The following is a 24742-nucleotide window of genomic DNA, read 5'->3' as shown; positions in this document are numbered from 1 at the left end:
CCCCCCCCCCCCCCCCCCCCCCCCCCCCCCCCCCCCCCCCCCCCCCCCCCCCCCCCCCCCCGACTTTTAAACGCAGTCGTCCCGCTCCTGCTCCTGGCGCAGGAGCGTGGACATGTACTGCGGGGTGATGCCCAGGAAGGAGGCCAGCGATTTCTGCGAAATGCGGCGTTCCAGGCTTGGGTATTGCTGGCGGAACGCCTCCAGCCGGCAGTTGGCCGAAGTCATGCTGCGGATCAGGCAGCTTTGCGAGTAGCGCCGGATCGAGTGTTCCGACACCTTCAGGTAGTACTCGCGCATGATGCTGTGCTCCTCGCGCAGCCGGGCCAGCGTGGCCCACTCCACGCGCAGCGCCGTCACCGGCGTTTCCGCCACGATGAACTCTTGCGCCGGCTGGCCATCCTGGGCCGCCAGCAGGTCGTGGTGCGAGCCGCAGGAATCCCCTTCGGCGGAAAACGCCATCGTCACATCGGTGCCGTCCTTGGTCAGCATGCCGCGCCGCGCCACGCCGCGGTACAGCCAGTAGGCAACGCTGGCCGGCACGCCGGCGCGCTGCAGGAATTCTCCCTTGCGGAAGTGCACCTGGGTCACGTGCGGCGCCAGTAAACGATTGAACTGGTCGAACAATTCGCGCGATACACCCACGCAGCGCATGGTGTACTCGCTGAACTCTTCACGTTGTTGTAAAAATACATCGGACATTGCGGTTTACTCTTAGTCTTTTTGACAATATTGTTTCTAATTTGAAACAACAGCTCCGCAATATAAACTACCGAAAGGAGCGCTGCAATCCAAACAATGCGGATGTTGCACATTGCAGGCTAATTTTAATAAGTACCTGAAAAACTTCAACTATTTAAACGAAAAGCACGGTCGTTTGTAGCTATACTACTTCGCCGCGCGTTACATTTCCACTGATTGTTGAGAAACATTTCCCACATATTTTTGACGAATTAAACCAGTTGAATCGGTGACGTGTGGAAACTTCCTATACTGGTTGAATTCGAACTCAACAGTGTCCCGATGACCTTGCTGCAAAACCGGTGGGCCAAGCCGGAAATCGTTTTCCCTCTGCTGATCGCCATGGCCGGCGCAGCAGGCAGCCTGTACTGGGGCAAACTGGGGGGCGGCAGCATCGCACTCGCGCTTGCCCTGCTGGCCGCCGGACTCTTTTCCGCTCTCCGTGCGCAGGCCGCGCAGGCCGCCTCCCATGCCATGATCGACCGCTACCTGGCCGGCCGCCAGCAGTTCGGCGAGTCCGTCATGCCGGTGTGGAGCCGCCACGTCGAATCCTGCCGCAGCCAGATGGAAGAGGCGGTCACCGAACTGACCGGCCGCTTTGCCGGCATCGTCGACCGGCTTGACCAGAGCGTGCATAACGCCGATGTGCATGGCGGCGGCGGCGCCGTGGCCGAAGTGTTCGGCAGCAGCGAGCGCCAGCTGGGCGGCGTGGTCCATGCCATGCAGGACGCCATGACCAGCAAACAGTCCTTGCTGGCCCAGATCCAGTCGCTGGAACAATATACGCGCGAGCTGCGCGAAATGGCCGAAGGCGTGGCCAGCATCGCGGCCCAGACCAACCTGCTGGCGCTGAATGCCGCCATCGAAGCGGCGCGCGCCGGTACCGCAGGCCGCGGCTTCGCGGTGGTGGCGCAGGAAGTGCGCCAGCTGTCCAACCGTTCCGCCGAAACCGGCCGCAGTATCAGCGAGCGCGCCAACCAGATCAGCGCCGCCATCGTGGCCGCCAGCAAGGCCGCCGAACAATCAAGCGCCGGCGAGCGCGCCGCGCTGGGACAGGCGCAGCAAGCCATCGAAGGCGTGCTGGCCGACTTCCGCCAGGTGACCGACGGCCTGCAGGAAGCGTCCGAGCGCTTCAAGCAGGACAGCATCGGCATCCAGGGCGAAATCGGCCAGGCGCTGGTGCAGCTGCAGTTCCAGGACCGCGTCAGCCAGGTGATGAGCCACGTGCGCGACAACATGGCGCTGCTGCCGCAGGTCCTGCGCGACAACCACGACGACTTCAGCACCCAGCGCGAGCTGCGTGCGCCCCATGCGGACGCTGTGCTCAGCGCGCTGCAGAAAACCTATGCGATGGCCGACGAGCACGCAATCCACGCCGGGCAAGCCAAGCAACTGGCGGCACCGGCCGACGACGAAATCACATTCTTCTGAAGAAAGACACTCCCATGGCTAAAACGATTATGGTGATCGACGACTCCGCGTCCCTGCGGCAAGTGGTCGGCATTGCCCTCAAGGGCGCCGGCTACGACGTGATCGAGGCGCGCGACGGCGCCGATGCGCTGGCGCGCCTGAACGGCCAGAAGATCAACCTGGTGGTGAGCGACGTCAATATGCCGAATATGGATGGCATCAGCTTCGTCAAGCATTTCAAGGCCTTGCCGAACTACCGCTTCACGCCGGTCATCATGCTGACCACCGAAAGCCAGGAAGAGAAAAAGCGCGAAGGCCAGGCGGCCGGCGCCAAGGCTTGGGTGGTGAAACCGTTCAAGCCGGAAGTGCTGCTGAACGCGGTGCAGAAACTCTGCCTGCCATGAGCGCCGCCCTGGCCCTGGACGGCGAGCTGAATATCTATCGCGCCGCGGAACTGAAACAGGACCTGCTGGCGGCGGTGGCGGCAACGCCCGCGCTGGAGTTGGACCTGTCCGGCGTCAGCGAACTCGATACGGCCGGCCTGCAAGTGCTGATGCTGGCCAAGCAGGCCGCCAATGCGCTGGGCCATGAACTGCACCTGCGGCGCCATAGCGCGGCGGTGCTGGAAGTCTTTGAACTGCTGGACCTGGGTGCCTGGTTCGGCGATGCCTTGAGCACGGTTAGCCAATGAATCTCGACCAAGCGCTGCACACCTTCGTCCTCGAAAGCCGCGAGCTGCTGGAGGACATGGAAAATGCCCTGCTGTCTGCCGGCGCCGCCGACAGCAGCGATACCGTCAACGCCATCTTCCGCGCGGCCCACACCATCAAGGGCTCGGCCGGCCTGTTCGGGCTCGACCACATCGTCGGCTTCACCCATGTGGTGGAAAGCCTGCTCGACGAAGTGCGCGACGGCCGCGTCGCCCTGGGCGAGCCGCTGGTGGTGCTGCTGCTGTCCTGCTGCGACCACCTGTCGGCCATGGTCGACCGCCTGGATGCGGGTCAGCTGGAACAGGACGAGGCCGGGGCGGCCGACAGCGAGGCCTTGCTGCGCCAGTTGCGCCGCCACCTGGGCGAGGCGCCTGCCGCCGCTGCGCCGGCCGAAGCGCCCGCGCCGGACCATGCCGCCGATGCCGCCAGCGCCGACGCCGGCGTGGCCGGCGATTTCTGGCACATCTCGCTGCGCTTCGCGCCGGGCGTGCTGCAGAACGGCATGGACCCGCTGGCCTTCCTGCGCTACCTGTGCAAGCTGGGACGCATCGCAGGCATCGTCACCCTGAGCGACGGCCTGCCGCTGCCGGAAGACATGGATGCGGAGCTGTGCTACCTCGGTTTCGAGATCGCCTTCGACAGCCAGGCCTCCAAGGCCGAGATCGAGGGCGTGTTTGAATTCGTGCAGGACGACTGCCAGCTGCGCATCCTGCCGCCGCACAGCAAGGTGTCGGAATACCTGGAACTGCTGGAAGCGCTGCCGCTGCAGGCCGCGCGCCTGGGCGACATCCTGGTGCGCTGCGGCTGCATCACCGAGCGCGAGCTGCAGCAGGCGCTGCGCCGCCAGGCCGACGGCGACATCATGGAAGGCGAACGCCTGGGCGATATCCTGGTCGATGCCGGCAGCGTGGCACCGACCGTGGTGGCCGCCGCGCTGACGCGCCAGCAACCGGCCGCGCCGCTGGCGGTCGTGGAGCCTGCCAAGCAGGCGGACAGCCGCTCGCTGCGCATCGACGCCGGCAAGCTCGATCGCCTGATCGACCTGGTGGGTGAACTGATCATCGCCGGCGCGCGCGCCGACATGCTGGGCCAGCGCCTGCGCCACCCGGAGCTGCAGGAATGCACCTCGGTGCTGGGCGGCCTGGTGGAGGAAGTGCGCGACGCCGCGCTGGAGCTGCGCATGGTGCGCATCGGCGCCACCTTCAACCGCTTCCAGCGCGTGGTGTACGACGTGGCGCGCGAACTGGGCAAGGATATCAGCCTGTCCGTCAGCGGCGAGGACGCGGAACTGGACAAGACCGTGGTGGAGCGCATCGGCGACCCGCTGCTGCACCTGGTGCGCAACGCCATGGACCACGGCATCGAACCGGCCGAGGTGCGCCTGGCGCGCGGCAAGCCGGCCAAGGGCATGATCCGCCTGAACGCCTACCACGATGCCGGCAGCATCGTGATCGAGGTGAGCGACGACGGCGGCGGCTTGAACAAGGAAAAGATCCTGGCCAAGGCCATCGAGCGCGGCCTGGTCGACCCCGAGCGCAAGCTGAGCGACGCTGAAATCTACAACCTGATCTTCGAAGCCGGCTTTTCCACCGCCGACGCGGTCACCAACCTGTCCGGCCGCGGCGTCGGCATGGACGTGGTCAAGCGCAATATCACCGCGCTGCGCGGCAGCGTGGAAGTCGCCAGCGTGGCCGGCGCGGGCGCCACCGTCACCGTGCGCCTGCCGCTGACCCTGGCCATCATCGACGGCTTCCAGGTGCAGGCCGGCGCCTCGGTGTTCGTGATCCCGCTCGACATGGTGGAGGAGTGCATCGAATACCATCCGGCCAACGGCGAACAGTACGTCAACCTGCGCGGCCAGATGCTGCCGTTCGCGCGCCTGCGCAGCGTATTCGGCATCGACGGCCAGGCCACGCGGCGCGAGAGCATCGTGGTGCTCAAGCTGGGCAGCCAGCGCGCCGGCCTGCTGGTCGACACCCTGCTGGGCGAATGCCAGGCCGTGATCAAGCCGCTATCGCCGGTGTTCGCCGGGGTGCAGTGCATCAGCGGCTCGACCATCATGGGCAGCGGCGAGGTGGCGCTGATCATCGACGTGGCGGCGTTGCTGGCGCTGGTGTCCGCCGCGCCGGAAGCCGTTCCGGCTGCAGCGTAAGGAGCCCGCATGCCCATGCTGTCGATCACCGATTCCGAGTTCAACCAGTTCCGCCGCTTCATTTTCGAAGCGACCGGCATCAGCATGGCCAACGGCAAGCAGGCCCTGGTCAGCGGCCGCCTGGCGCGCCGCCTGGCGCACCTGCAGCTGGGCAGCTACGGCGAGTACATCGAGCTGCTCGACAGCGGCGCCGACGCCGCCGAGCACCAGATCGCGGTCGACCTGCTGACCACCAACGAGACCTATTTCTTCCGCGAGCCGCGCCACTTCGCGGCGCTGCGTTCCAGCGCCCAGGCCTGGCGCGAAGCGGGCCGCTGCGAGGCGCCGTTCCGCGTCTGGAGCGCGGCCTGCTCCAGCGGCGAGGAGCCGTACAGCATCGCCATGACCCTGAGCGACGTACTGGCCGAGCGGCCGTGGGAGCTGGTGGGCAGCGATATCAGCAGCCGCGTGCTGGCGCGCGCACGCAGCGGCCATTACCAGATGGAGCGCCTGGAGCGCATGCCGCCCGAGTACCTGAAGCGCTTCTGCCTGAAAGGCCAGGGGCCGCAGACCGGCACCATGCTGATCGAGAAGGCGCTGCGCCGGCGCGTGCAGTTCATGCAGGTGAACCTGAACCAGGAACTGCCGCCGCTTGGCATGTTCGACGTGATCTTCCTGCGCAATGTGATGATCTACTTCAACCTGGAGACCAAGCGCCAGGTAGTGGCGCGCATCCTGTCGCACCTGAAACCCGGCGGCTACCTGTACGTGGGCCACTCCGAGACACTGAACGAAATCAGCAGCGCGGTGAAACCGCTCGCCCCTTCCATCTACCGCAAGGCATGAGTATGAGCGACAAGATGGTCGATATTTTCCTGCTGCCCGGCGACTATTTCGTCGGCGACGGCCAGCACCGCGTGCGCACCGTGGTCGGTTCCTGTGTCGCCGTCACCTTATGGCACCCGCGCATGAAGGTGGGCGCCATGGCGCACTTCCTGCTGCCCGGCGACAAGCGCCGCCGCGCCAATCCGGCCGCCGCCGCCACCTATGGCGCCGACGCCGTACCGCTGCTGGTCAAGGGGCTGGAACAGCTGCAGATCCCGGTGCGCCAATGCCAGGCCAAGGTCTTTGGCGGCGGCGCCATGTTTGGCGACCTGATGCGCGGCAGCGATGTGGGTCGCAAGAACGGCGACTGCGCGCGCGACCTGCTGCAGCAGCACGGCATTACCGTGGTCAGCGAAAGCCTGTACGGCGAAGGCCACCGCCAGGTGATTTTCAACGTGCGTACCGGCGAAGTGCTGTGCCGCCAGATGCATCCGGACATGGTGCCGGCCTTGCCGGCGAGGGCCCTGGTATGAAGCAGGTCGGAGTCCTGATCGTCGACGATTCGGCCGTGGTGCGCCAGGTGCTGACCGGGCTGCTGGGCGGTACGCCCGGCATCGAGGTGCTGCACGCCGTGGCCGACCCGCTGCTGGCCATGGAGCGCATGAAGGTGCGCTGGCCGGACGTGATTGTGCTGGACGTTGAGATGCCGCGCATGGACGGCCTGACCTTCCTGCGCAAGCTGATGGCCGAGCGGCCCACGCCGGTCATCATCTGCTCCACCCTGACCGAGAAGGGCACCGCCACCGCCGTGGAAGCGATGGCGGCCGGCGCCGTGGCGGTGATGGCCAAGCCGCGCCTGGACCTGAAGCGCTACCTGCAGGACAGCGCGCTGGAATTCATCAACGCCGTGCGCAGCGCCGCCGGCGCCAACGTGCGGCGCCTGGCCGCGCGCGCCACGGTGCAGGCGCCCACGCCGCGCCAGAATGCCGACGCGGTGCTGGCCGCCGCCGCGCCGGGCGCCATGGTGCAAACCACGCAGCGCGTGGTGGCGATCGGCACCTCGACCGGCGGCACCCAGGCGCTGGAGGAAGTGCTGGCCACGCTGCCGCGCGTCTGCCCCGGCATCGTGATCGTGCAGCATATGCCGGAAGCCTTCACCGCGGCCTTTGCCGCGCGCCTGGACAAGGTATGCCAGATCGCCGTGCGCGAAGCGAAAACCAATGACCGCGTGGTGCCGGGCCAGGCCCTGATCGCCCCCGGCGGCAAGCACATGCTGCTGCGCCGCACCGGCGCCCAGTATTTCGTGGAGGTGGTGGACGGCCCGCTGGTCAACCGGCACCGGCCTTCGGTCGACGTGCTGTTCCGCTCCGTCGCCAAGGCGGCCGGCAGCAACGCGCTGGGCGTGATCATGACCGGCATGGGCGACGACGGCGCCGCCGGCCTGCTGGAGATGCGCGAAGCCGGCGCCGACACCGTGGCGCAGGACGAAGCGACCTGCGTGGTGTACGGCATGCCGAAAGAAGCCGTCAAGCGCGGCGGCGTGCGGCGCTCGGTGCCGCTGGGCGCCGTGCCGCGTGAAATCCTGGCGCAACTTAATGGATAAACCGATGGAACACGCCTGGCGCGGACAGACCGTGATGGTGGTGGACGACAGCGTCCCCCAGCGCAATTATCTGAGTGGACTGCTGGCGCAGGCCGGCTTCGGCACCGTGCTGCAAGCGGGCAACGGACTGGAAGCGCTGCAGCTGCTGGAAGGCGGCGCGGCGCCGAAGCCCTACCTGGTGCTGACCGACCTGGAAATGCCGGGCATGGACGGCATCGAGCTGACCAGCCAGCTGGCGCTGCGCAACCTGGCGCAGCACCTGATCGTGTGCAGCGCGCAGGACCCGCGCCTGCTGGAAGTGATCGAAAGCATGGCGGCCGAAGACAGCACCCTGAGCCTGCTGGGCACCTTGCTCAAGCCGGTGCGCATGGAAGCGCTGATGGAACTGCTGGTGCAGGCCTCGGCGCACAAGACCGCGCGCATGGCCGCCGCGCCGGCGGCCTGGCAGCCCAGCGTGGACGAGCTGGCGGCGGCGCTGGGCCAGGGCCAGTTCGTGCCGTTCTTCCAGCCGCGCGTGTCGATGCGCAGCGGCCGCCTGAAGGGCGTGGAAGCGCTGGCGCGCTGGCAGCATCCCGAGCGCGGCCTGCTGGCGCCCAACCATTTCATCCCGGCGCTGGAAGGTTCGCCGCTGATGGCCGGCTTCACGCTGGAGATCGTGCGCCAGGTGCTGGAGCGGCTGAAGGAATGGCACGCCTGCGGCATGCCGGCGCTGGCCTGCTCGGTCAACCTGTCGGCCGACAACCTGTGCGACCGCAGCTTCATCGAACGCCTGCAGGCGCTGGTGGCCGAATCCGGCGTGGCGCCGCGCAACCTGATCTGGGAAGTCACGGAAACCATGCTGATGCGCCAGCTGTCGCAGTCGCTGGCCAACCTGGGCCGCCTGCGCCTGATGGGCTTCGGGCTGGCGATGGACGATTTCGGCATCGGCTATTCGTCGATGCAGCAATTCGCGCGCTGCCCGTTCTCCGAACTGAAAATCGACCGTGCCTTCGTGCACGGCGCCTCGCGCTGGCCGAACCGCCACGTGGTGCTGCGCAGCGCGATCGAACTGGGCCAGCGCCTCGGCGTGGCCACCGTGGCCGAAGGCGTGGAGACGGAGGCCGACTGGCAGCTGCTGCGCGGCCTCGGCTGTGAAATGGCGCAAGGCTATCTGTTGGCGCGGCCAATGGAAGGCTCCCAGCTGGCCAGCTGGGTCTTGCGCGAACGTCCGCGTTTGAAAGCGCTGGCCGAAGAAAGAACCGCAGCTGGCGGCGACGAGCAATCATTTATCTGAGATCTGAAAAGGGGAGTTTTATGTTATCGAGTCTGACTGTGCGGGCGAAAATCATCGCCTTGCTTGCCGTCGCAACCCTGGCCCTGGGGCTGGTGGTGGTGATCTCTTTCAGCGGCCTGAAAGAGCAGGGCGCCATGCTGTATGAGGTGGCCAAGGTGCGTGCGCCGTCGGTGTACTACCTGCAGATCGCCAATGAAGGCCAGACCGCGGTGCGCTCGGTCAACCTCAGTATCGACGCCATGGGCGCCTATCCGGAAAGCTGGGGCGGCCTGGAAGAGCGCCTGCAGACCAAGCAGCGCCTGTGGTCCCGCGCCGAAGGCGGCCTGAAAGGCTACGAGCCGCTGCCGCAAACCACCGAGGAAGCGGCCGTGTGGAAGGACTTCCAGCGCGCCTGGGACGCCTGGAAGCAGCAGGACAGCCAGATTACCGCCATCGTGCAGCAGATCCTGCGTGCCGACACTGCCGCGCGCAAGAAGGAGCTGTTCGTCGAACTGCACCGCCAGATGGCCGACACCCTGTCAAAATTCCTGGCTGCTGAAGCGCTGCTGGACAAGCTGATCGATCTGAATGTGCGCTATGGCGAGGAAGCCAACAAGGCAGCCGACGCCGCCTCGGAAAAGGCGCAGAGCCAGATGGTGATCGCTTCGGCCGTGGCGCTGGTGCTGCTGCTGAGCATTGGCACCTTCCTGCTGGTCGGCATCCTGCGCCAGCTGGGCGGCGACCCAGGCTACGCCGCCGAGATCGTGCGCCGCGTGGCCGACGGCGACCTGACGGTGGACGTGGAACTCAAGCGCAACGACCGCAGCTCGCTGCTGTACGCCATGAAGACCATGCTCGACAAGTTGTCGCACGTGGTACAGGAAGTCAATAGCGGCGCCGAGTCGCTGGCCAGCGCCTCCGAGGAAGTCAGCGCCACCGCGCAGGCCCTGTCGCAGGCCGCCAGCGAGCAGGCCGCCGGCACCGAGCAGACCAGCGCCTCGGTCGAGCAGATGACCGCCTCGATCTCGCAGAACACCGAGAACGCCAAGGTCACCGATGCCATCGCCAGCAAGGCCGCGCACGAAGCGGCCGAAGGCGGCGAGGCCGTCAAGTCCACCGTGCAGGCCATGCAGCAGATCGCCAGCAAGATTTCCATCATCGACGATATCGCCTACCAGACCAACCTGCTGGCGCTGAACGCCGCCATCGAAGCGGCGCGCGCCGGCGAGCATGGCAAGGGCTTCGCGGTGGTGGCGGCCGAGGTGCGCAAGCTGGCCGAACGCAGCCAGGTGGCAGCGCAGGAGATCCAGGAAGTGGCCAGCAGCAGCGTGGAGCTGGCGGTGAAAGCCGGCAAGCTGCTGGACGAAATGGTGCCGAACATCCGCCGCACCTCCGACCTGGTGCAGGAAATCACCGCCGCCTCGGAAGAGCAGTCCTCCGGCGTGGGCCAGATCAACGTGGCGGTCACCCAATTGAGCCAGGTGACGCAGCAGAACGCCTCCAGCTCCGAGGAACTGGCCGCCACCGCCGAAGAAATGAGCTCGCAGGCGGAGCAGCTGCAGCAGGCCATCTCCTACTTCAAGCTGGCGCAGGCGGCGCGTCCGGTGGCGGCCAGTGCGCCCTCGGCCGGCGTGCGCAAGCTGAAGCTGGCCAGCGCCGCGACCGGCGGCCGCAAGATGAGCGAGATGACCGAGCCGGACGAATCGCAGTTCGTCAAGTTCTGACCGGGAGCCCACCATGACCGCACCAACGCAATACCTGACCTTCATGCTGGGCAACGAGACCTTCGCAGTCGGCATCCTCGCCATCCGCGAAATCATTGAGTACGCGGGGGTGACCCCGGTGCCGCATATGCCGGCCTGCATCAGCGGCGTGATCAACCTGCGCGGCGCCGCGGTGCCGGTGCTGGACCTGGCCTGCCGCCTGGAGCGGCAGCCGTCGCCGATCGGCAAGCGCACCTGCATCGTCATCGTGGAAGTGCGCAACGACGACGATGTGATGGTGATCGGCCTGCTGGTCGACGCGGTGAACGCGGTGATCGATATCGGCGCCGCCGAGATCGAGCCGCCACCGCCGTTCGGCGCCCGCGTTCGGGCCGACCTGCTGCAGGGCATCGGCAAGGTGAACGGCAAGTTCGTATTGCTGCTCGATATCCAGAACGTGGTGTCGGCCAGCGAAATCGCCGCCATGGCGGCGGTGCCGGAACTAGCCTGAGCGCTGCCTCAGCACAAAGCAAAACGGCACCTGCGGGTGCCGTTTGTCCTTTTATTGCGTTGTGACAATGTGAGAGATTGTTGTGCGGGGTGCGCTTGTATAATTTCATGTTATTTCCACGTGGAAATTAGTGTTGCATGTTTTGCACTAGCGTGAAACCCGCCGTGAGCCTAATCTTTTCCCGCATAAACTTTCACTTACGCGCCCTCTGGCGCCAGCATCGCGCCGCCGTGATGGCGTTGGCTATTGCCGCCAGTGCCGCAGTGGCGACGGCTGTTGCGTGGGCAGGGGCAGCCTTGGAAAATCAGCGGCAGGAAGCTGTTGTCGCGTCACTGCGCGCTGCCCGCGTAAGAACAATCAGCGCACCCATTCCCTCGCAGAGCGTCGCCTCCCGCCAGTCGGCACCCGACCTGCCAAAATTCTCGAGCCAGGACTTCACCGCGCAGTTTCATGAAACTGCGATTGGAGTTGGTTTGCCGGTCGATGAGGTTGCATATACGCTCGAGCAGGGCGAGCGTCAGCCATATATGCGGTATCGGGTCACTTTGACAGTCAAAGGCCGTTACATCGAAGTTCGGAAGTTTGTCGCCGCGCTGGCGGCAGAAATGCCCCACGTCACACTCGATTCAGTCCACTGCGCGCGAGAGAGCACACCTCCCCAGCAGCTGTCGTGTGATCTTGGCTTCTCCGCCTTCTTCCACAAGGCTTAAATATGAACGCGAAACGACGATGGACCGTCCTGTTGTGCGCTCTCGCGGCGACTGTCGCAGCCATTGCCTATCCGGTGGAGGAGGAGGGTGACGACATCGCCATCGTGGCGCCGGTTGGGCCGCCTCGCCCTATGCCGCAAAAGACTGTGGAAACTGCTGCCACCAATGAAGTGGCGTGGCTCGCCAGCGATGACGATCCGTTCGAATCGCGCCATTGGCAAGCACCCGCACCACCGCCCCCTCCGCCACAATCATCTTTACCTGTGAAGCAACGTCCGTCCGTCCCGCCGTGGGCGGCAATCGGATTGGCGCGACACCCTACGCTATTGACGTGGAGGGCGATGGTCGCAGTGCACTGTATTCGTCCATCGATGCAGTAAGGGGAACCGCGCAACTGGCCATTCAGGACCAACTGCTTGTTGACAATCAGCCGCCTTACGCCGTGTTGCCGACTGACAGTGCGACCAGCGCTGGCTTTAAGGCTGATCCATTGCAGACCTATATCAGCTACCGGGAAATGGTGGACTTCAACGGTACTGGAAAGCCAACCGACGTACGCTGGTCGTTGCCGTATTTCCGAGGCGAGGCATACAACAGCGAAAATGGAGAGTATGCCGGCGGTCTGGAGTGGGAAAACCTGTTGCCGCAAGTCGTGATCACTGACTTCCGCAAGCCAGGTACGGCACGCGTAGGGCAGATGGCGGCGTACTATCCGCATGGCGAGTACCCTGCGCCTGCTTGCGGCATCTCTGGCGACCGTATCTGGTGCAATCCGGCTCCGTACTATTTCGATGTCCCACTGCCTGGTGGCGGTTTAACTGGCGACTTCACCGGCTCGGGGTATAGCAATCTCTTGTTCGGTTTCGTGGAAGTGAGTATCGACGGCGCGACGCAGCTTGCCAAGGTAACGCGCAAAGAGCAGACCCTGTGCCTGTCGACTGGCCGCAATCTTGATTGTGCTCCGGTGCCTCAGCACTCTGGCGATAAGTATAAGTTCGTGCGCGCAATAGGGAACTTCGTTGGCGACGGCCAGCCTTCGGTTCTGATCGAAAAGAGCCGCGAGAGCCCGGATTTCTACCCGGTGCCGACAGGTGAACTTGAGATGTGCCGCGTGACCGGTATGGGCACTGCCGCGAATGACATTCGGATGAGCTGCGCAGATTGGAGCGGATTGACCCTCCTGCTGCCTACGTTCAGCCCTACCGCAGCCACGGATCAGATGCTGTTCTTGGACTTGTACGGAACTGGCCGAACCCAAGTGGTGATCTATCGCGCCGGTAAATTTATCAATAATCAATGGAGTGAAGCCGGCAACTGGGAAGTTTACGAACCTCAGGACGTATCTGAGGAGGGACAGGCACTGGATCGCATTCACCAAGTGACCAATGGCCTGGGTTCGGTATCGTCCGTGACCTATGCGGATGGCTTGGCACATGGTATCGTCGTTCGCGACGGTAACAACGATCTCCCGGCAAGCAATTATCCACAACATTTGGCGCCCCAGGCTGGCAAGATCGTCAGCCAGCTCTCGGTGGGCAATGGCCACGTAGGCAATCGTGTCACGAACTACCGCTACGCTGATGCCGCAATCGATGTTGCCGGACGCGGTTCGCTGGGCTTTGGTACGGTGACGGCAACCGATGCCGACACGGGCATTGAGACAATTACTCGCTACAGCCAACGTTGGCCGTACAACGGAATGGTTCGGTCGACCACCGTGCGTTCGGGCACCGTGACCCTGGCGCAAACGGATCATGTGCTCGCACACAAGCAACAGCCTGGCGCGCAGGCACGATACTTCCCGTACGTGTCGACGACCAATGTAGTGCGCAAGGACCTGAACAATTCGGATCTCGGCACCATATTTACGAGCTTTACGTACGACGACTTCGGCAATCTGCTGACACGCGATGAAACTGCGACCGGCAATGGCAAATACGAAAGCAAAGTGACGACGAGCTACAAGAATAGGGCCGACGCAGACAATTGGATAATCGGACTGCCTGAAACGGTGACGACCTGGCGCAAGAATGGCGAATCGAGTGAACTCGAGCGTAAGCTTGCGTACACCTATACAACGAAAGGCTTGCTCGAAACGGAAACTATCGAGAGCGGTGATTTGGCTCTGCAAGTGGTCACTCGCATTAAGCGCGATGGCTCCGTATTTGGTGTGGAAACAGAAAGGACGCAAACCTGGCGTGACCCGGTCAGCAAGGCCGATGTTTCGCGCTACGTGAAAACTACGTACGATGACAATGGCCGCTTCCCAAGCAAAATCGAACGCCAGGTTGACGGCACCGCCGCCAACGACCTGACGGAATCGCTGGTTCACTTTGCGGCCAATGGCGCACTTGCCTTGCGTGTGGATGCTAACAACCTGCGCTACTCGTGGAGTGTTGACGGTTTCGGCCGCGTAACCAAAGAGGTCCGGCCGGATGGGACGGAGACGCTCTTCAAGTTCAAGCGTTGTGCAGGAGCATGCTCGGAAGCGAGCGGCGCAGCAGCCGTGCAAATTACCGAGTACTACTACGATGGCAAGCAGATCGCCGCCCCACGCTTGATCTTCACCGATGCGGTGGGCCATGTTCTGCGCACGCAGAGCTATGCCTTCGACGGAACGGCCACTTACGTAGAGCAGCGCTACGACTCGCAGGGCCGCTTGAACTGGATAGGCCAACCGACGTTCGCGGGTGTTGCGGCCACTATGGCCAGCAGTACCGAGTACGACATCCTGAACCGCCCAGTCACGCAGTCCGTCAAGCATGAAGACGGTTTTGACAAGTCGCAGACAACCGCTTACAACGGCTTCGAGGTCACGCAAACGAATGCCAGGACCTACTCGCGCACTGAGAAGCGCAATGTGCTTGGCCAAGTCCAAATGGTCACCGATGCTGAACAAGGCGTCACCGAGTTCGGGTACGACCCATTCGGCAACCTGAACAAGACTATTGACCCGAACAAAAACGTGATCAAAGTCGAGTACGACAAGCTCGGCCGACGCACCGCGCTGGTCGACCCGGACCTGGGGCGTATTGAATACGCACCGGACCCGCTGGGCCGCGTGCTGACGCAATCGAGCCCCGTTCAGCGCGCTGGCGGCCATAGCACCGAATTCCGCTACGACTTGCTGGGCCGTATGACCAGTCGGACGGAAAGGGACATGAATGCCGTCTGGGTATTTGATACCGCACCGAATGGCAAAGGCCAACTGGCCCAAGCTTATACGCGAAAAGGCAGTGCCACCGATTACCAGCGGGTGCACTCCTACGACCGCTTTGGCCGCCCGTCGCTGACTACGCAAGTATTGGATAACATCAGCTACAGCAGCGAAGTGCGCTACGACGACTGGGGCCGTCCGGTAGGCCATATCCATCGACGCGGCAGCGAATCGATCAAGGAGTTCTCCCTACGGTACAACGATAAGGGCCACCTGGCGAGCATTGAGCGCAAAGGTCAAAAGTTGTGGGAAGTGACCGAGCAAGACGCCGCGCATCGTCCGCGCAAAATCAAGCTGGGGAACGGCTTGACGCAAGAAACCGGGTTCCACCCACAATCGGGCCGTTTAATTGGCGACAATGTTGTGGTCGGTGTGAATGGATTGCGAGTGCAGCAGAGCTACGTCTACGATGCGCTGGGCAACGTCGAGCAGCGCAGCCTGCACTGGGATATTGGCGGATTCATGGAGAGCTTCGAATACGACCGCTTGAATCGCCTGCAGTCCAGCAAGGTCGGTAGCACCGAGCAGATCTTCACCTATTATGCCGACGGCAGCATTAAGTCCAAGAGCGGTGTGGGCAATGGCGATTACCGTTACCCCCGGCAGGGCTCAGACGAAGCGCGGCCACACGCCGTGAAGTCGATTGACGGCATTGACGGCGAGTTCGTCTATGACATCAACGGCAACATGACCAGCAGCCCAGCCATCGCGGGGGTTATGAAGACCGCCAGCTGGACCACGTTCGACATGCCGAAGTCAATTAGCAAAGGTAGCGCTCAAACGAGCCAGTTCAGCTACGGCCCGGAATTGCAGCGCACCATCCAGCGCCGTAACGATGGTGGTAACGAGACGGTCTTTGTCTATGCCGGCGCACAGGAGGTGGAGGTTACTGCCGGCGCGCGTACCATCCGGACTTACTGGCCAAACGGCATTGGCTTTGAGGTCGACAAGATTGAGAACGGCGTAGTGAAGCCGACTCAGCTGCTGTGGGCGCACAAGGACCGCCTTGGTAGCGTGATTGCGCTTTCGGGAAGCAATGGCAACCTGGAGGAACGCATGGCCTACGATGCGTGGGGCAAGCGGAGCAACCTTTCGGGAACAGCCAGCCCAGATGATGTGGATGGCGAGCTCGACAACAAGGGCTTCACCGGCCATGAGATGCTGGATAAGCTGGATCTGGTGCACATGAATGGCCGCGTGTATGATCCGTTCACGGCACGGTTCATGTCGGGAGACCCGATCATCCAGGATCCGATGAATGGGCAGAACTATAGCCGTTATAGCTATGTGTTCAACAATCCCACTAACCTGGTTGATCCAACTGGCTTCCAAACAGAAATTATTCGGGGGGAGAGAGTCAGTGGCCAATCCATTGGGGATGTGTTTGCACGATTGCAGGTCTTGGGCTACCAAGGCGCTATAGTCAAAGTGCGCCAAGAGGCCCCTACAGGTACTAGGATTGCAAAAGTCACGACTTTAGCGGTTAAGTTTAAAGAATCGGCAATCAAGGGTGACGAACCCGTGCTGTTGTATTCCCAGCCGCAGCAGCAGGCGGCACATTCCGTTAGTCTGGCCGAGGGGGCGTCAAGGGCATTGACAAAGGGCGAGGAGGAACTTGGGAAGACGGTTTACCCGACAATAGACTACTCGTTGCCGATGATCTGTCGTTGTAAAGCGTATTTCTTCCAGCCAGATGACCGCGCAATGTCTCCGGATGGGAATATATATTTCCATCCAAATGACAAGGGCTATTACGATGACTTTTCGAAGGCGCCGGTGAGTGCGCAGCATACTTTCATTCACGAACTTGGCCATGTATACCAAACCCAGAATGGTGAAAACGTACGTTCGGCAGCTTTTGATAGGAATTACAGTTACTGGCCACTGGCGCCTGGAAAGACCTTTATGCAGTACGGACTCGAACAGCGTGCAGAGATGGTGGCAGATTACTTTATGTTGAAGCGGCACGGTCAAATGTGGCAAAACATGGCGAATCAAAATCCACGTCCGACAGCAGCTGATTACGAACAGGTCGTTCCACACAAGTATCAACCATAGAGATAACAATGAAGATTATTTGTATGCTAATTTCTTCTCTGGTATTTGCGCTCTGCGCCTGCGCGAGTGAGGATGCGAAGAGTCTCGGGGCGAAGGAGGCGAACCAAGGAAACTTGGCTCGCGCCTATCAGCTCTGGCTTCCCTTGGCAGAGCGAGGCGATCGCGAAGTTCAAGAGAGCATCGCTTTGCTCCTAAGTAGCGGGGGAGACCTCGGGGTGGAATTCACGCCGGGTGAAAGAGATCGGCTGACTGCGGGCTGGTTAATAAAGGCATCACTGAATGGACAGCTTAGCGCAATGAAATGGCTAGGCGATGCGTTTGAGCACGGCTGGATAGGCCTTCCTAGGAATGGGGCGGCCGCCACTTGTTGGCACGATGCAGCAAAGGGCACTCTCGACGTCAAGTCGTGCCAGCGATTCGTTAACATCGGTGCAAGGTAGATTCGGCAATCAGTGGAACGCCTACAAATGATGGTATGGGCGTCATGCAAAAGACTGTCGACAGGCAAGCGCTTCAAGATGGGCGCTGCACATCTCCTACGATTAGCTGCTCGAATCAGAATGCGAACTATGATGTCGCGATGAAGCGGGAGAATGGGATCGAGCCATTTACTGGCGGTGAGACGGCTGCCGCGACGTATGTAGCTGGCGGTGGCATTCTTCGGGTGGTGAAGTCTCTTTGGGGCGCGGTATTTGGCAGTGCAGCCGGGGCCGGCGCGACAACCACAGGCGCCGAGAGCGCGCTGCAGGCCGCTCGACTCAGAATGCAGCTCTCCGCAGAAGAGACTGCAGGCGCGAGGTTGCCAGGCCAGCTTGCTGGCTACACAAAGCACGGTCTTAACCAAGCCATTTCACGAGACGGCGTGGGCGTTGCGCCTCACGCGATCTTGGATGCATTTAAGAACCCGTTGAGCATATCTGGCCAGAGCGGTGGGCGGTTTATGATGACAGGCAAAGATGCAGTGATTGTCGTTAACAGCGAAGGCAAGGTCATCACAACTTGGGCAACAAATTCGTCAGGAGTACGAGTGCCATGAAAATTGCGTTGAATGAGGAGTTTCTGTCGATTGCCCGCGATGTGGTTTTGGCGCGGATACCACATCGCGCTGAGCTTGTGAATCGTATGAGTGCCGGTGAATTAACTGCGGGGGAGTGTCAGGAAATCATTAGTGCTGTGTCTGCGGAATTTTGTGAGAGGGGTTTAAATGTCGATTCCGAACCAACGGCTTATGGGCTTAGGTTGGAGCGTTTAATTGACCTCTTGAATCGACCAAATCTTATGAGGTAGTTTGGGTGAGTTGTCCGGACGCAATGGCGGACCACCTAGTCAGTCGCTGTGCGATACCGCCAGCCGCTGCGCGGAAAGCAAAGGCCACGCTTGGTTCGTTCGCGGGCTAGGTGGCGCGCGCCTCGCGGCACTTGCCGCCGCGCTCCGCCGTCAGTCAGGTTAACACCGGCAAAGGCACAGCCCCTCCGGGGGAAATTGGCCGCTGCGCGGCCAATTCCACATAACGCGGCATTCCGTCAAAATCGGCCCGTTCACTACGCTGCGCTTCGTTCCTTGAGCCGATCGCTCCGGCTTCGCCTACGTGCCCTGCGGGTTGACGGAACGGGCGTTATGTCTTGCGCCCCTGCGAGGCTGCCAAGCCCGCATGTGCGCCTTGAGGGCGCATCAAGCGGTCAGCGCCACGGCGTGCGCGCCTACGGCGCTTACGGCCGCGCGCTGCCGTCAGTCAGTATGAACGCGCAACATGGTCAGGGCTACAGGGCGCGCTACGGCGCCCGCGCCTCCGCTTGCCGCCGCGCTTCGCCGTTAGTCAGTGTGAACGCAACCCCAACCCCGAGTCTGCATGCGGTGCAAGGCGAAAACCCGCCTTGCACCGCATGACCGAGGGTGTTTTGCTCCGGGCCGTCAAGGCCAAGCCCTACGGCGCTGCGCGGCCTTGACCGAGATGGCGCCGCAGGGCTGCAACGTGATCAGTTCAATGCCAGCTGCTAATGGGGTGCGGTTAATCGAGGATAGAATGGTTGCCTAACTCACAAAAACGGGGGCGCAGTAGTCGCCGGCATTCACCCGGCCATCCAGTCGCGCAGCCCGTCGACCCAGGGGCGGGCATCCAGGTTCATGGTTTTGCGGATCTGGGCCGCGCGCCCATAGAGCACTGAAAAGTCGATCGAGGGCGCGCGCTTGAAGGCGATCACCACGATGTTGGCATCGTGGACTTCCGGCAGCCAGACCACGGCGTCGAACACCTGCTCCATGTGCTCCAGGTTCTTGCCGTAGTTTTCAAATTCCCCGAACACATTGGTGGTCATGATGCCGTCCGGCCCCAGGCAGTCGGCGCAGGCCTGGTAGAACTCCGGCGAGTCGAGCACCGGGCCGCGCGCTTCCTCGTCGTACAGGTCCACCTGCAGCACGTCCACGGTGCCGTGGTTGCGCCGGTCCAGCACGAAATCCATGGCATTCATCTGGCGCACGTCCAGCCGCGCATCGTTCGGCGGCAGGGCGAACTGCGCTTCGCAGATCGCAATCACGTTCGGGTTCAGTTCAATGGCGGTCACGCGCGCTTTGGGGAATTGGCGGTAGCAGAACTTGGTGAGGGCGGCGCTGCCCAGGCCCAGCTGCACGATATGGCGCGGCGCGGGCAGGAACAGGGTCCACATCATCATCATGCGTACGTACTCAAGCTCGATCAGGTCGGGCTTGGCGAGGCGCATCGCGCCCTGCACCCAGGACGTGCCCAGGTGCAGCGAACGGACCCCTTCGAATTCGGTGATGGTGGCAGGGGGAAAACCAGGCTGGTCAAACTTTCGGATCGGCATGCCGGTAGTTTACCAGCCCGGCGGCGGCCGCCACCACCAGCCCGGCCAGCAGCGGGCTGGCCAGCGCCGGTTCCGGCACCGCGCTGACGCTCAAGGTGCCGCCGTAGCTGGCCGAGGCCGGCCCCACGCTGCCCGGCGTATCGACATAGCCTTTCACCGTCAGCACCAGCGGCCCCAGGATGGTGGTGGGCGCCAGGAAGCCGTATTCGAACACGCCGGGCGCGGTCAGGGTCATGGCGTGGCCGTTGACCATGGCGGAGAGGAAGCTGACATCGGCGGCCGGCGTGAAGCCGATGGTGACCAGGCTGGCATCGACCAGGAAACTGCCGGCGCTGGGCGAGAAACTGAAGGTGTCGGTAAAGCGGTGGGTGACGCCGAACGCGGCCGACTGGTGGCTGGCGCTGCCGCCCAGGTTGACGTTGCTGGCCAGGTCGTCGGCACGGGCGGCGCCGGCCGCCGCCAGCAGGGCAGCGGCTGCCAGGCAGGTTCGCATATCCATGATTGCTCTCCTCAAAACGCAGGCGGTGTGCCTGCATTTCTCACCATAGCCAGCAGAAATCTCATTGTTGAAATATCATGCATGCCTTTTGACTAAGATCAAACCGCCCCCGACCTTTCCCAAGAATAATAAATTCACTATGAAAACCTCCAACCTGAAAATCGGCACCCGCCTTGCGCTGGGCTTTGCCGTCATGAATATCCTGCTGCTAGTGTGCGTCGCCATCGGTATCGCCATGCTGGGCCGCCTGGATGCGGGCTCGCAAATGATCGTGCAGGACAGCTTCCCGAAAGCGATGGAAGCCAGCGCAGCGATGGACGACATCAACGACATCGGCATCGCCCTGCGCAATGTGCTGCTGGTCAGCGACAAGTCCGACCAGGACCAGCAATACCGCCTGATCGGCGAGGCGCGCGGCAAGATGCAGGCCAAGCTGGACTTCCTGAAGGCGCAGGTGGTGTCCAGCAGCGGCAAGGCCGCGCTGCAGCAGGTGCTGGATGCCGATGCCGTGTTCGGCGCCAGCCTGGAGCGCCTGCTGGCCATGCTGCGCGCCGGCGAGCGCGATGCGGCCCAGTCCTTCATGATGGGGCAATTGCGCCCGCAGCTGGACGCCTACAAGCAAGGCGTGCTGGCCCTGGTGGCCAACCAGACCGCGCGCATGGAGCAGCAGGCCGCCACCAACCATGACGACTTCCTGCACAGCCGCCTGCTGCTGGGCGGCCTGGCGGCCGGCGCCATGCTGGCGGCGATTGGCATGGGCGTGCTGCTGGCGCGTTCCATTACCGGGCCGCTGGCGCGCGCCGTGCAAGTGGCGGAAACCGTGGCCGACGGCGACCTGACCAGCGAGATCGACAGCCGGCGCGGCGACGAAACCGGCCAGCTGCTGCGCGCCCTGAAGCGCATGAACGACAGCCTGGTGCGCATCGTCGGCGACGTGCGCCAGGGCACGGAGAACATTGCCTCGGCCTCGGGCGAGATCGCGGCCGGCAATCTTGACCTGTCGGCGCGCACCGAGCAGCAAGCCGGCGCGCTGGAGGAAACCGCATCTTCGATGGAGGAACTGACCGCCACCGTGCGACAAAACGAAGACAATGCACGCCAGGCCAACCAGCTGGCCGCCAGCGCCTCGGAAGTGGCGGTCAAGGGCGGCGCCGTGGTGGCGCAGGTGGTGCACACCATGGGCGAGATTAACGACAGCTCGCGCAAGGTGGTCGACATCATCGGCGTCATCGACGGCATCGCTTTCCAGACCAATATCCTGGCGCTGAACGCGGCGGTGGAAGCGGCGCGCGCCGGCGAGCAGGGGCGCGGCTTTGCCGTGGTGGCTTCCGAAGTGCGCAGCCTGGCGCAGCGTTCGGCGGCGGCGGCCAAGGAGATCAAGGACCTGATCGACGCCTCGGTCGGCAAGGTGGAAGCCGGCACGCGCCTGGTCAGCGAAGCTGGCCGCACGATGGATGAAGTGGTGGACAGCATCCACCGCGTGACCGACATCATGAACGAGATCAGCCAGGCCAGCGCCGAACAGAGCGCCGGCATCGGCCAGGTCAACGACGCCATCGCGCAGATGGACGGGGTGACGCAGCAGAACGCCGCCCTGGTGGAGCAGGCTGCCGCAGCGGCCAGCGCAATGCAGGAGCAGGCGGCCCACCTGTCGGAATCGGTCAGCGTGTTCAAGCTGCAGCCGCAGCGTGGCGGCGCTGCACTGCGCCGTGCCGGCGGCCTGCCGGCACCGGCCTTACCGCGTCCGGCTGCGGGCGCGCGCCGCGCCGCTTAAGCCAGCGGCAGGATCAGGGTCACGGCCAGGCCGCCGCCTTCGCGGTTGGCGAGGGTGATGCGGCCGCCGTGCGCCTCGGCGATTTCGCGCGCCAGCGCCAGGCCCAGGCCGGTGCCGCTGCGCTTGGTGGAGTAGAACGGCACCAGCGCATTGGCCAGCACCGCCTCGCTCATGCCGGGGCCGCGGTCCTGCACCTCGATGCGCAGCATGCCCTGCTGGCGGCGCAGTTCGAGCGCCACCTCCGCCGGCGGCGAGCCCGATTCGTGGGCGTTTTTCAGCAGGTTCAGGAGCGCCTGCTCCATCTGCGCCGCATCGAAGGCGTGCGGCTCGGCCGGCACTTCGCCGCGCAGCTGGAACTGCACCTGCTCCGACAGGGCGGCCAGGAAGGCGCCCCACTGCTGCTGGTCCAGGCGCGGCGTCGGCAGCTTGGCAAAGCGCGCATAGCCGAGGATGAAGCTCTCCAGGTGGCGCGTGCGTTCCTCGATGGTGGCCAGGATTTGCGGCAGGCGCTCGGTCTGGCCGCGGCGCACCAGCTCGGCGCCCGAATGGGCCAGTGAAGTCAGTGGCGCCAGCGAGTTGTTCAACTCATGGCTGATCACGCGGATGACCTTTTTCCAGGTCTGCACTTCCTGCCGGCGCAGTTCCTGGGTCAGCTGGCGCAGCAGCAGCAATTCATGCGGACGGCCGTTCAGGCTGAAGCTGCGGCGCGCCAGGTGGAACACTTCCTCCTCCTCGCTGTCGCCGATGGTGAACAGGCCATCGCCGCCGCGCCCCATGGCCTCGCGCAGCGCCGGCTGCACGCGCTCCAGCAAGTCCGGCAAATGCAGGCCTTCCAGCTTGCGGCCATCGTTAACCAGCTGGCGCGCCGCCATATTCGCAAACACGATGGCGCCATGGCCGGCCACCAGCAGCATGGCCACCGGCGTGTGCTGCACCATGGTGTCGAGCAGCAGCTCGCGCTGCACCAGGCCCAGGCGCTGGTCGCGCAGCACTTCGCCCAGTTCGTTGTGCGCCGCCACCAGGTCGCTCAGTTCATCGTTGTGCGGCCAGTGCAGGCTGAAGGAAAAGTCGCTATCGCGGTAGCTGGTCACGGTGCCGGTCAGCGCGCGGTACAGCGACAGCTGGCGCTGCAGTTGGGCGCGGATGGTGATCACCGCCAGCGGCACCAGGCACAGCAGGGAAATCGCCAGCACGATGGAAGGGTGGTCCGGCAGCAGCTGGTCCAGTCCCAGCGCGATCAGGATCCCGGTCGCCGTCAACGTCCCTACCAGCGCCGACCAGCGCGTCAGCAACGACAGCCTCATAGCCGACTCCGTGTCCACCTTGGGGTCAGGCTCTTTGGTGGACACGAGCCCAGCCGCGTGGCGGCTGTGGCCGTGTCTACCAAAGAGCCTGACCCCAAGGTGGACACGGGCTGGACTGTCTGGACGCGATGGCGGCGCTTCATGGGCGGGCGATGCCGAGGCGTTCCATGCGGCGGTACAGGGCTTGGCGCGACAGGCCGAGCTCGGCGGCAGCCTGGGCTACCACGCCGTTGGCGCGCTGCAGCGCTTGCACGATGGCGTCGCGGTCGGGTTCTTGCTCGCTGGCGGCGTGCAGCGGTCCGGCGGCGGCGGGCAGGCCGAGGTCGGGCACGGTGATGGTTGCGCCTTGCGCCAGCAGGCTGGCACGTGCCATCACGTTCTTCAGCTCGCGCACATTGCCGGGCCAGCCGTGCGCCAGCAGGGCGGCTTCGGCGTCCGGCTGCAGCTGGCGCTCGGGGCCGAGGAAGTGGCGCGCCAGCGGCAGGATGTCGCCGGGGCGCTCGGCCAGCGGCGGCAGCCGCAGTTCGATCACGTTCAGGCGGTAGTACAGGTCTTCGCGGAAGGTGCCGGCGCGGATCATGGCTGGCAAATCGGCATTGGTGGCGCTGATCACGCGTACCTGCACCTGGCGTTCGCGGTTGGAGCCGAGCCGTTCGAAGCGGCCGGTTTCCAGCACGCGCAGCAGCTTCATCTGGCCGGCCAGCGGCAGGTTGCCGATTTCGTCGAGGAACAGGGTGCCGCCGTCGGCGGCTTCGAACTTGCCTTCGCGCGCTTTGGCGGCGCCGGTGTAGGCGCCGGCGTCGGCGCCGAACAGTTCGGCTTCGATCAGCTCGGCCGGCAGGGCGCCGCAGTTCAGCACCACGAAGGGGCCGCCGCGCACGGCGGAATTGGCCTGGATGATTTCGGCGATGCGTTCCTTACCGGTGCCATTGGGGCCGGTGATCAGCACCGGCACGTCGGCGCGCGCGACCTGGCAGGCCAGCGACACCACGCGTTCGGTGGCGGGGTCGTTCATCACCATGCCGCGCAGGTTGAAGCGTTCCAGTTCGCGTCGCTGGCGCAGTTCTTCGCTGCGGTGGGCGTTCAGGGCGCGGTTGGCCTGGCCCAGTTCCAGCAGGTTGCGCACCGTGGCCACCAGGCGCTTGTCGTCCCACGGCTTGGCCAGGTAGTCGGCGGCGCCGGCCTTGATCAGGTCGACGGCGGCGTCGAGGTGGGTCCAGGCGGTCAGCAGGATCACCGGCAGGTCGGGGTGGCGCTGGCGGATGGCGCGGAACAGTTCGACGCCTTCGGCACCGGAGGTGGTGTCGGCCGTGAAGTTCATGTCCTGCACCACCAGGTCGATGCTGGCGCTGCGCTGGTCGAGCAGCTGCAACCCCTCTTCGGGCGAGGCGGCGCGCAGGGCGTCGATGTCGTGCAGCGAGAACAGGACTTCGAGGGCGACCGCCACGGCGGCGTTGTCGTCGATGATGAGTACG

General features: G+C 63.9%; 20 protein-coding genes. 15 read left to right on the top strand and 5 right to left on the bottom strand.

The features are described from left to right. Positions 1-66 precede the first annotated feature (66 nt). Positions 67-699 carry a Crp/Fnr family transcriptional regulator gene (locus AAHE99_RS25615; protein ID WP_342120734.1) on the bottom strand — a complete coding sequence of 211 codons (633 nt, stop codon included), beginning with the start codon at positions 697-699 and terminating at the stop codon, positions 67-69. Positions 700-1020: 321 nt separating this feature from the next. Between AAHE99_RS25615 and AAHE99_RS25610 the strand changes: the two genes are divergently transcribed. The 14 genes from AAHE99_RS25610 (at position 1021) to AAHE99_RS25545 (ending at position 18155) form a co-directional block, all read left to right on the top strand. Continuing rightward, positions 1021-2169, top strand: coding sequence for a methyl-accepting chemotaxis protein (locus tag AAHE99_RS25610; RefSeq protein WP_342120733.1), 1149 nt, complete (start codon positions 1021-1023; stop codon positions 2167-2169). Between the two features lie 14 nt (positions 2170-2183). Beyond that, positions 2184-2552 (top strand): response regulator, encoded by a 369-nt coding sequence (locus AAHE99_RS25605; RefSeq protein WP_342120732.1) that lies wholly within the window; start codon positions 2184-2186, stop codon positions 2550-2552. Continuing rightward, a complete protein-coding gene (locus AAHE99_RS25600; RefSeq protein ID WP_342120731.1) occupies positions 2549-2839 on the top strand; it encodes an STAS domain-containing protein in 291 nt (96 codons plus the stop codon). Before AAHE99_RS25605 ends, AAHE99_RS25600 begins: the two co-directional genes overlap by 4 nt. Beyond that, positions 2836-5010, top strand: coding sequence for a chemotaxis protein CheA (locus tag AAHE99_RS25595; protein WP_342120730.1), 2175 nt, complete (start codon positions 2836-2838; stop codon positions 5008-5010). The genes AAHE99_RS25600 and AAHE99_RS25595 overlap by 4 nt, the downstream gene beginning before the upstream one ends. A 9-nt stretch (positions 5011-5019) precedes the next feature. After that, positions 5020-5835: a CheR family methyltransferase gene (locus AAHE99_RS25590; RefSeq protein WP_342120729.1), complete on the top strand. Its 816-nt coding sequence runs from the start codon at positions 5020-5022 to the stop codon at positions 5833-5835. A 2-nt stretch (positions 5836-5837) separates the two neighbouring features. Further along, positions 5838-6347 carry a chemotaxis protein CheD gene (locus AAHE99_RS25585; protein WP_342120728.1) on the top strand — a complete coding sequence of 170 codons (510 nt, stop codon included), beginning with the start codon at positions 5838-5840 and terminating at the stop codon, positions 6345-6347. Next, entirely contained in the window at positions 6344-7417 is a 1074-nt protein-coding gene (locus AAHE99_RS25580) for a protein-glutamate methylesterase/protein-glutamine glutaminase (RefSeq protein WP_342120727.1), read from the top strand. Before AAHE99_RS25585 ends, AAHE99_RS25580 begins: the two co-directional genes overlap by 4 nt. Further along, positions 7410-8690 (top strand): EAL domain-containing response regulator, encoded by a 1281-nt coding sequence (locus AAHE99_RS25575; protein WP_342120724.1) that lies wholly within the window; start codon positions 7410-7412, stop codon positions 8688-8690. Before AAHE99_RS25580 ends, AAHE99_RS25575 begins: the two co-directional genes overlap by 8 nt. Positions 8691-8710: 20 nt before the next feature. After that, positions 8711-10393 (top strand): methyl-accepting chemotaxis protein, encoded by a 1683-nt coding sequence (locus AAHE99_RS25570; RefSeq protein ID WP_342120722.1) that lies wholly within the window; start codon positions 8711-8713, stop codon positions 10391-10393. 13 nt (positions 10394-10406) lie between these two features. Beyond that, on the top strand, positions 10407-10883 hold the full coding sequence (locus AAHE99_RS25565; RefSeq protein ID WP_342120721.1) for a chemotaxis protein CheW: 477 nt from the start codon (positions 10407-10409) through the stop codon (positions 10881-10883). A gap of 164 nt (positions 10884-11047) precedes the next feature. Next, entirely contained in the window at positions 11048-11593 is a 546-nt protein-coding gene (locus AAHE99_RS25560; protein WP_342120719.1) for a GspMb/PilO family protein, read from the top strand. Positions 11594-11807: 214 nt separating this feature from the next. Next, positions 11808-16868, top strand: coding sequence for an RHS repeat domain-containing protein (locus tag AAHE99_RS25555; RefSeq protein ID WP_342120718.1), 5061 nt, complete (start codon positions 11808-11810; stop codon positions 16866-16868). A 484-nt stretch (positions 16869-17352) separates the two neighbouring features. Then, complete coding sequence (locus tag AAHE99_RS25550) at positions 17353-17904, top strand: hypothetical protein (protein ID WP_342120715.1); 552 nt, start codon at positions 17353-17355, stop codon at positions 17902-17904. Continuing rightward, positions 17901-18155: a hypothetical protein gene (locus tag AAHE99_RS25545; RefSeq protein ID WP_342120713.1), complete on the top strand. Its 255-nt coding sequence runs from the start codon at positions 17901-17903 to the stop codon at positions 18153-18155. The genes AAHE99_RS25550 and AAHE99_RS25545 overlap by 4 nt, the downstream gene beginning before the upstream one ends. A gap of 782 nt (positions 18156-18937) precedes the next feature. Here AAHE99_RS25545 and AAHE99_RS25540 read toward each other — a convergent pair. Both AAHE99_RS25540 and AAHE99_RS25535 read right to left on the bottom strand, forming a co-directional pair. Further along, the gene (locus AAHE99_RS25540; protein WP_342120712.1) at positions 18938-19690 is read right to left on the bottom strand and encodes a spermine/spermidine synthase domain-containing protein; all 753 of its coding nucleotides are present in this window, start codon (positions 19688-19690) and stop codon (positions 18938-18940) included. Next, a complete protein-coding gene (locus AAHE99_RS25535; protein ID WP_342120711.1) occupies positions 19671-20189 on the bottom strand; it encodes an FxDxF family PEP-CTERM protein in 519 nt (172 codons plus the stop codon). The genes AAHE99_RS25540 and AAHE99_RS25535 overlap by 20 nt, the downstream gene beginning before the upstream one ends. 139 nt (positions 20190-20328) lie before the next feature. Between AAHE99_RS25535 and AAHE99_RS25530 the strand changes: the two genes are divergently transcribed. Continuing rightward, positions 20329-21963, top strand: coding sequence for a methyl-accepting chemotaxis protein (locus AAHE99_RS25530; protein WP_342120710.1), 1635 nt, complete (start codon positions 20329-20331; stop codon positions 21961-21963). Here the strand turns inward: AAHE99_RS25530 and AAHE99_RS25525 are convergent. Both AAHE99_RS25525 and AAHE99_RS25520 read right to left on the bottom strand, forming a co-directional pair. Beyond that, a complete protein-coding gene (locus tag AAHE99_RS25525) occupies positions 21960-23267 on the bottom strand; it encodes a sensor histidine kinase (protein ID WP_342120709.1) in 1308 nt (435 codons plus the stop codon). The two genes, AAHE99_RS25530 and AAHE99_RS25525, sit on opposite strands and share 4 nt — an antisense overlap. A gap of 139 nt (positions 23268-23406) precedes the next feature. Beyond that, positions 23407-24742: sigma-54-dependent transcriptional regulator (locus tag AAHE99_RS25520; RefSeq protein WP_342120708.1), on the bottom strand; the 1336-nt coding region annotated here is incomplete at its 5' end.

The organism is Pseudoduganella sp. OTU4001, from assembly GCF_038440195.1.
Lineage (GTDB): Bacteria > Pseudomonadota > Gammaproteobacteria > Burkholderiales > Burkholderiaceae_D > Rugamonas.
This window is presented reverse-complemented; position numbering and strand designations above follow the sequence as displayed.

Excerpts from the sequence above, each read along its gene's own strand:
- AAHE99_RS25615 (WP_342120734.1), bottom strand. The coding sequence starts at position 699 with ATGTCCGATGTATTTTTACAACAACGTGAAGAGTTCAGCGAGTACACC.
- AAHE99_RS25610 (WP_342120733.1), top strand. The coding sequence starts at position 1,021 with ATGACCTTGCTGCAAAACCGGTGGGCCAAGCCGGAAATCGTTTTCCCT.
- AAHE99_RS25605 (WP_342120732.1), top strand. The coding sequence starts at position 2,184 with ATGGCTAAAACGATTATGGTGATCGACGACTCCGCGTCCCTGCGGCAA.
- AAHE99_RS25600 (WP_342120731.1), top strand. The coding sequence starts at position 2,549 with ATGAGCGCCGCCCTGGCCCTGGACGGCGAGCTGAATATCTATCGCGCC.
- AAHE99_RS25595 (WP_342120730.1), top strand. The coding sequence starts at position 2,836 with ATGAATCTCGACCAAGCGCTGCACACCTTCGTCCTCGAAAGCCGCGAG.
- AAHE99_RS25590 (WP_342120729.1), top strand. The coding sequence starts at position 5,020 with ATGCCCATGCTGTCGATCACCGATTCCGAGTTCAACCAGTTCCGCCGC.
- AAHE99_RS25585 (WP_342120728.1), top strand. The coding sequence starts at position 5,838 with ATGAGCGACAAGATGGTCGATATTTTCCTGCTGCCCGGCGACTATTTC.
- AAHE99_RS25580 (WP_342120727.1), top strand. The coding sequence starts at position 6,344 with ATGAAGCAGGTCGGAGTCCTGATCGTCGACGATTCGGCCGTGGTGCGC.
- AAHE99_RS25575 (WP_342120724.1), top strand. The coding sequence starts at position 7,410 with ATGGATAAACCGATGGAACACGCCTGGCGCGGACAGACCGTGATGGTG.
- AAHE99_RS25570 (WP_342120722.1), top strand. The coding sequence starts at position 8,711 with ATGTTATCGAGTCTGACTGTGCGGGCGAAAATCATCGCCTTGCTTGCC.
- AAHE99_RS25565 (WP_342120721.1), top strand. The coding sequence starts at position 10,407 with ATGACCGCACCAACGCAATACCTGACCTTCATGCTGGGCAACGAGACC.
- AAHE99_RS25550 (WP_342120715.1), top strand. The coding sequence starts at position 17,353 with ATGCAAAAGACTGTCGACAGGCAAGCGCTTCAAGATGGGCGCTGCACA.
- AAHE99_RS25545 (WP_342120713.1), top strand. The coding sequence starts at position 17,901 with ATGAAAATTGCGTTGAATGAGGAGTTTCTGTCGATTGCCCGCGATGTG.
- AAHE99_RS25540 (WP_342120712.1), bottom strand. The coding sequence starts at position 19,690 with ATGCCGATCCGAAAGTTTGACCAGCCTGGTTTTCCCCCTGCCACCATC.
- AAHE99_RS25535 (WP_342120711.1), bottom strand. The coding sequence starts at position 20,189 with ATGGATATGCGAACCTGCCTGGCAGCCGCTGCCCTGCTGGCGGCGGCC.
- AAHE99_RS25530 (WP_342120710.1), top strand. The coding sequence starts at position 20,329 with ATGAAAACCTCCAACCTGAAAATCGGCACCCGCCTTGCGCTGGGCTTT.
- AAHE99_RS25525 (WP_342120709.1), bottom strand. The coding sequence starts at position 23,267 with ATGAGGCTGTCGTTGCTGACGCGCTGGTCGGCGCTGGTAGGGACGTTG.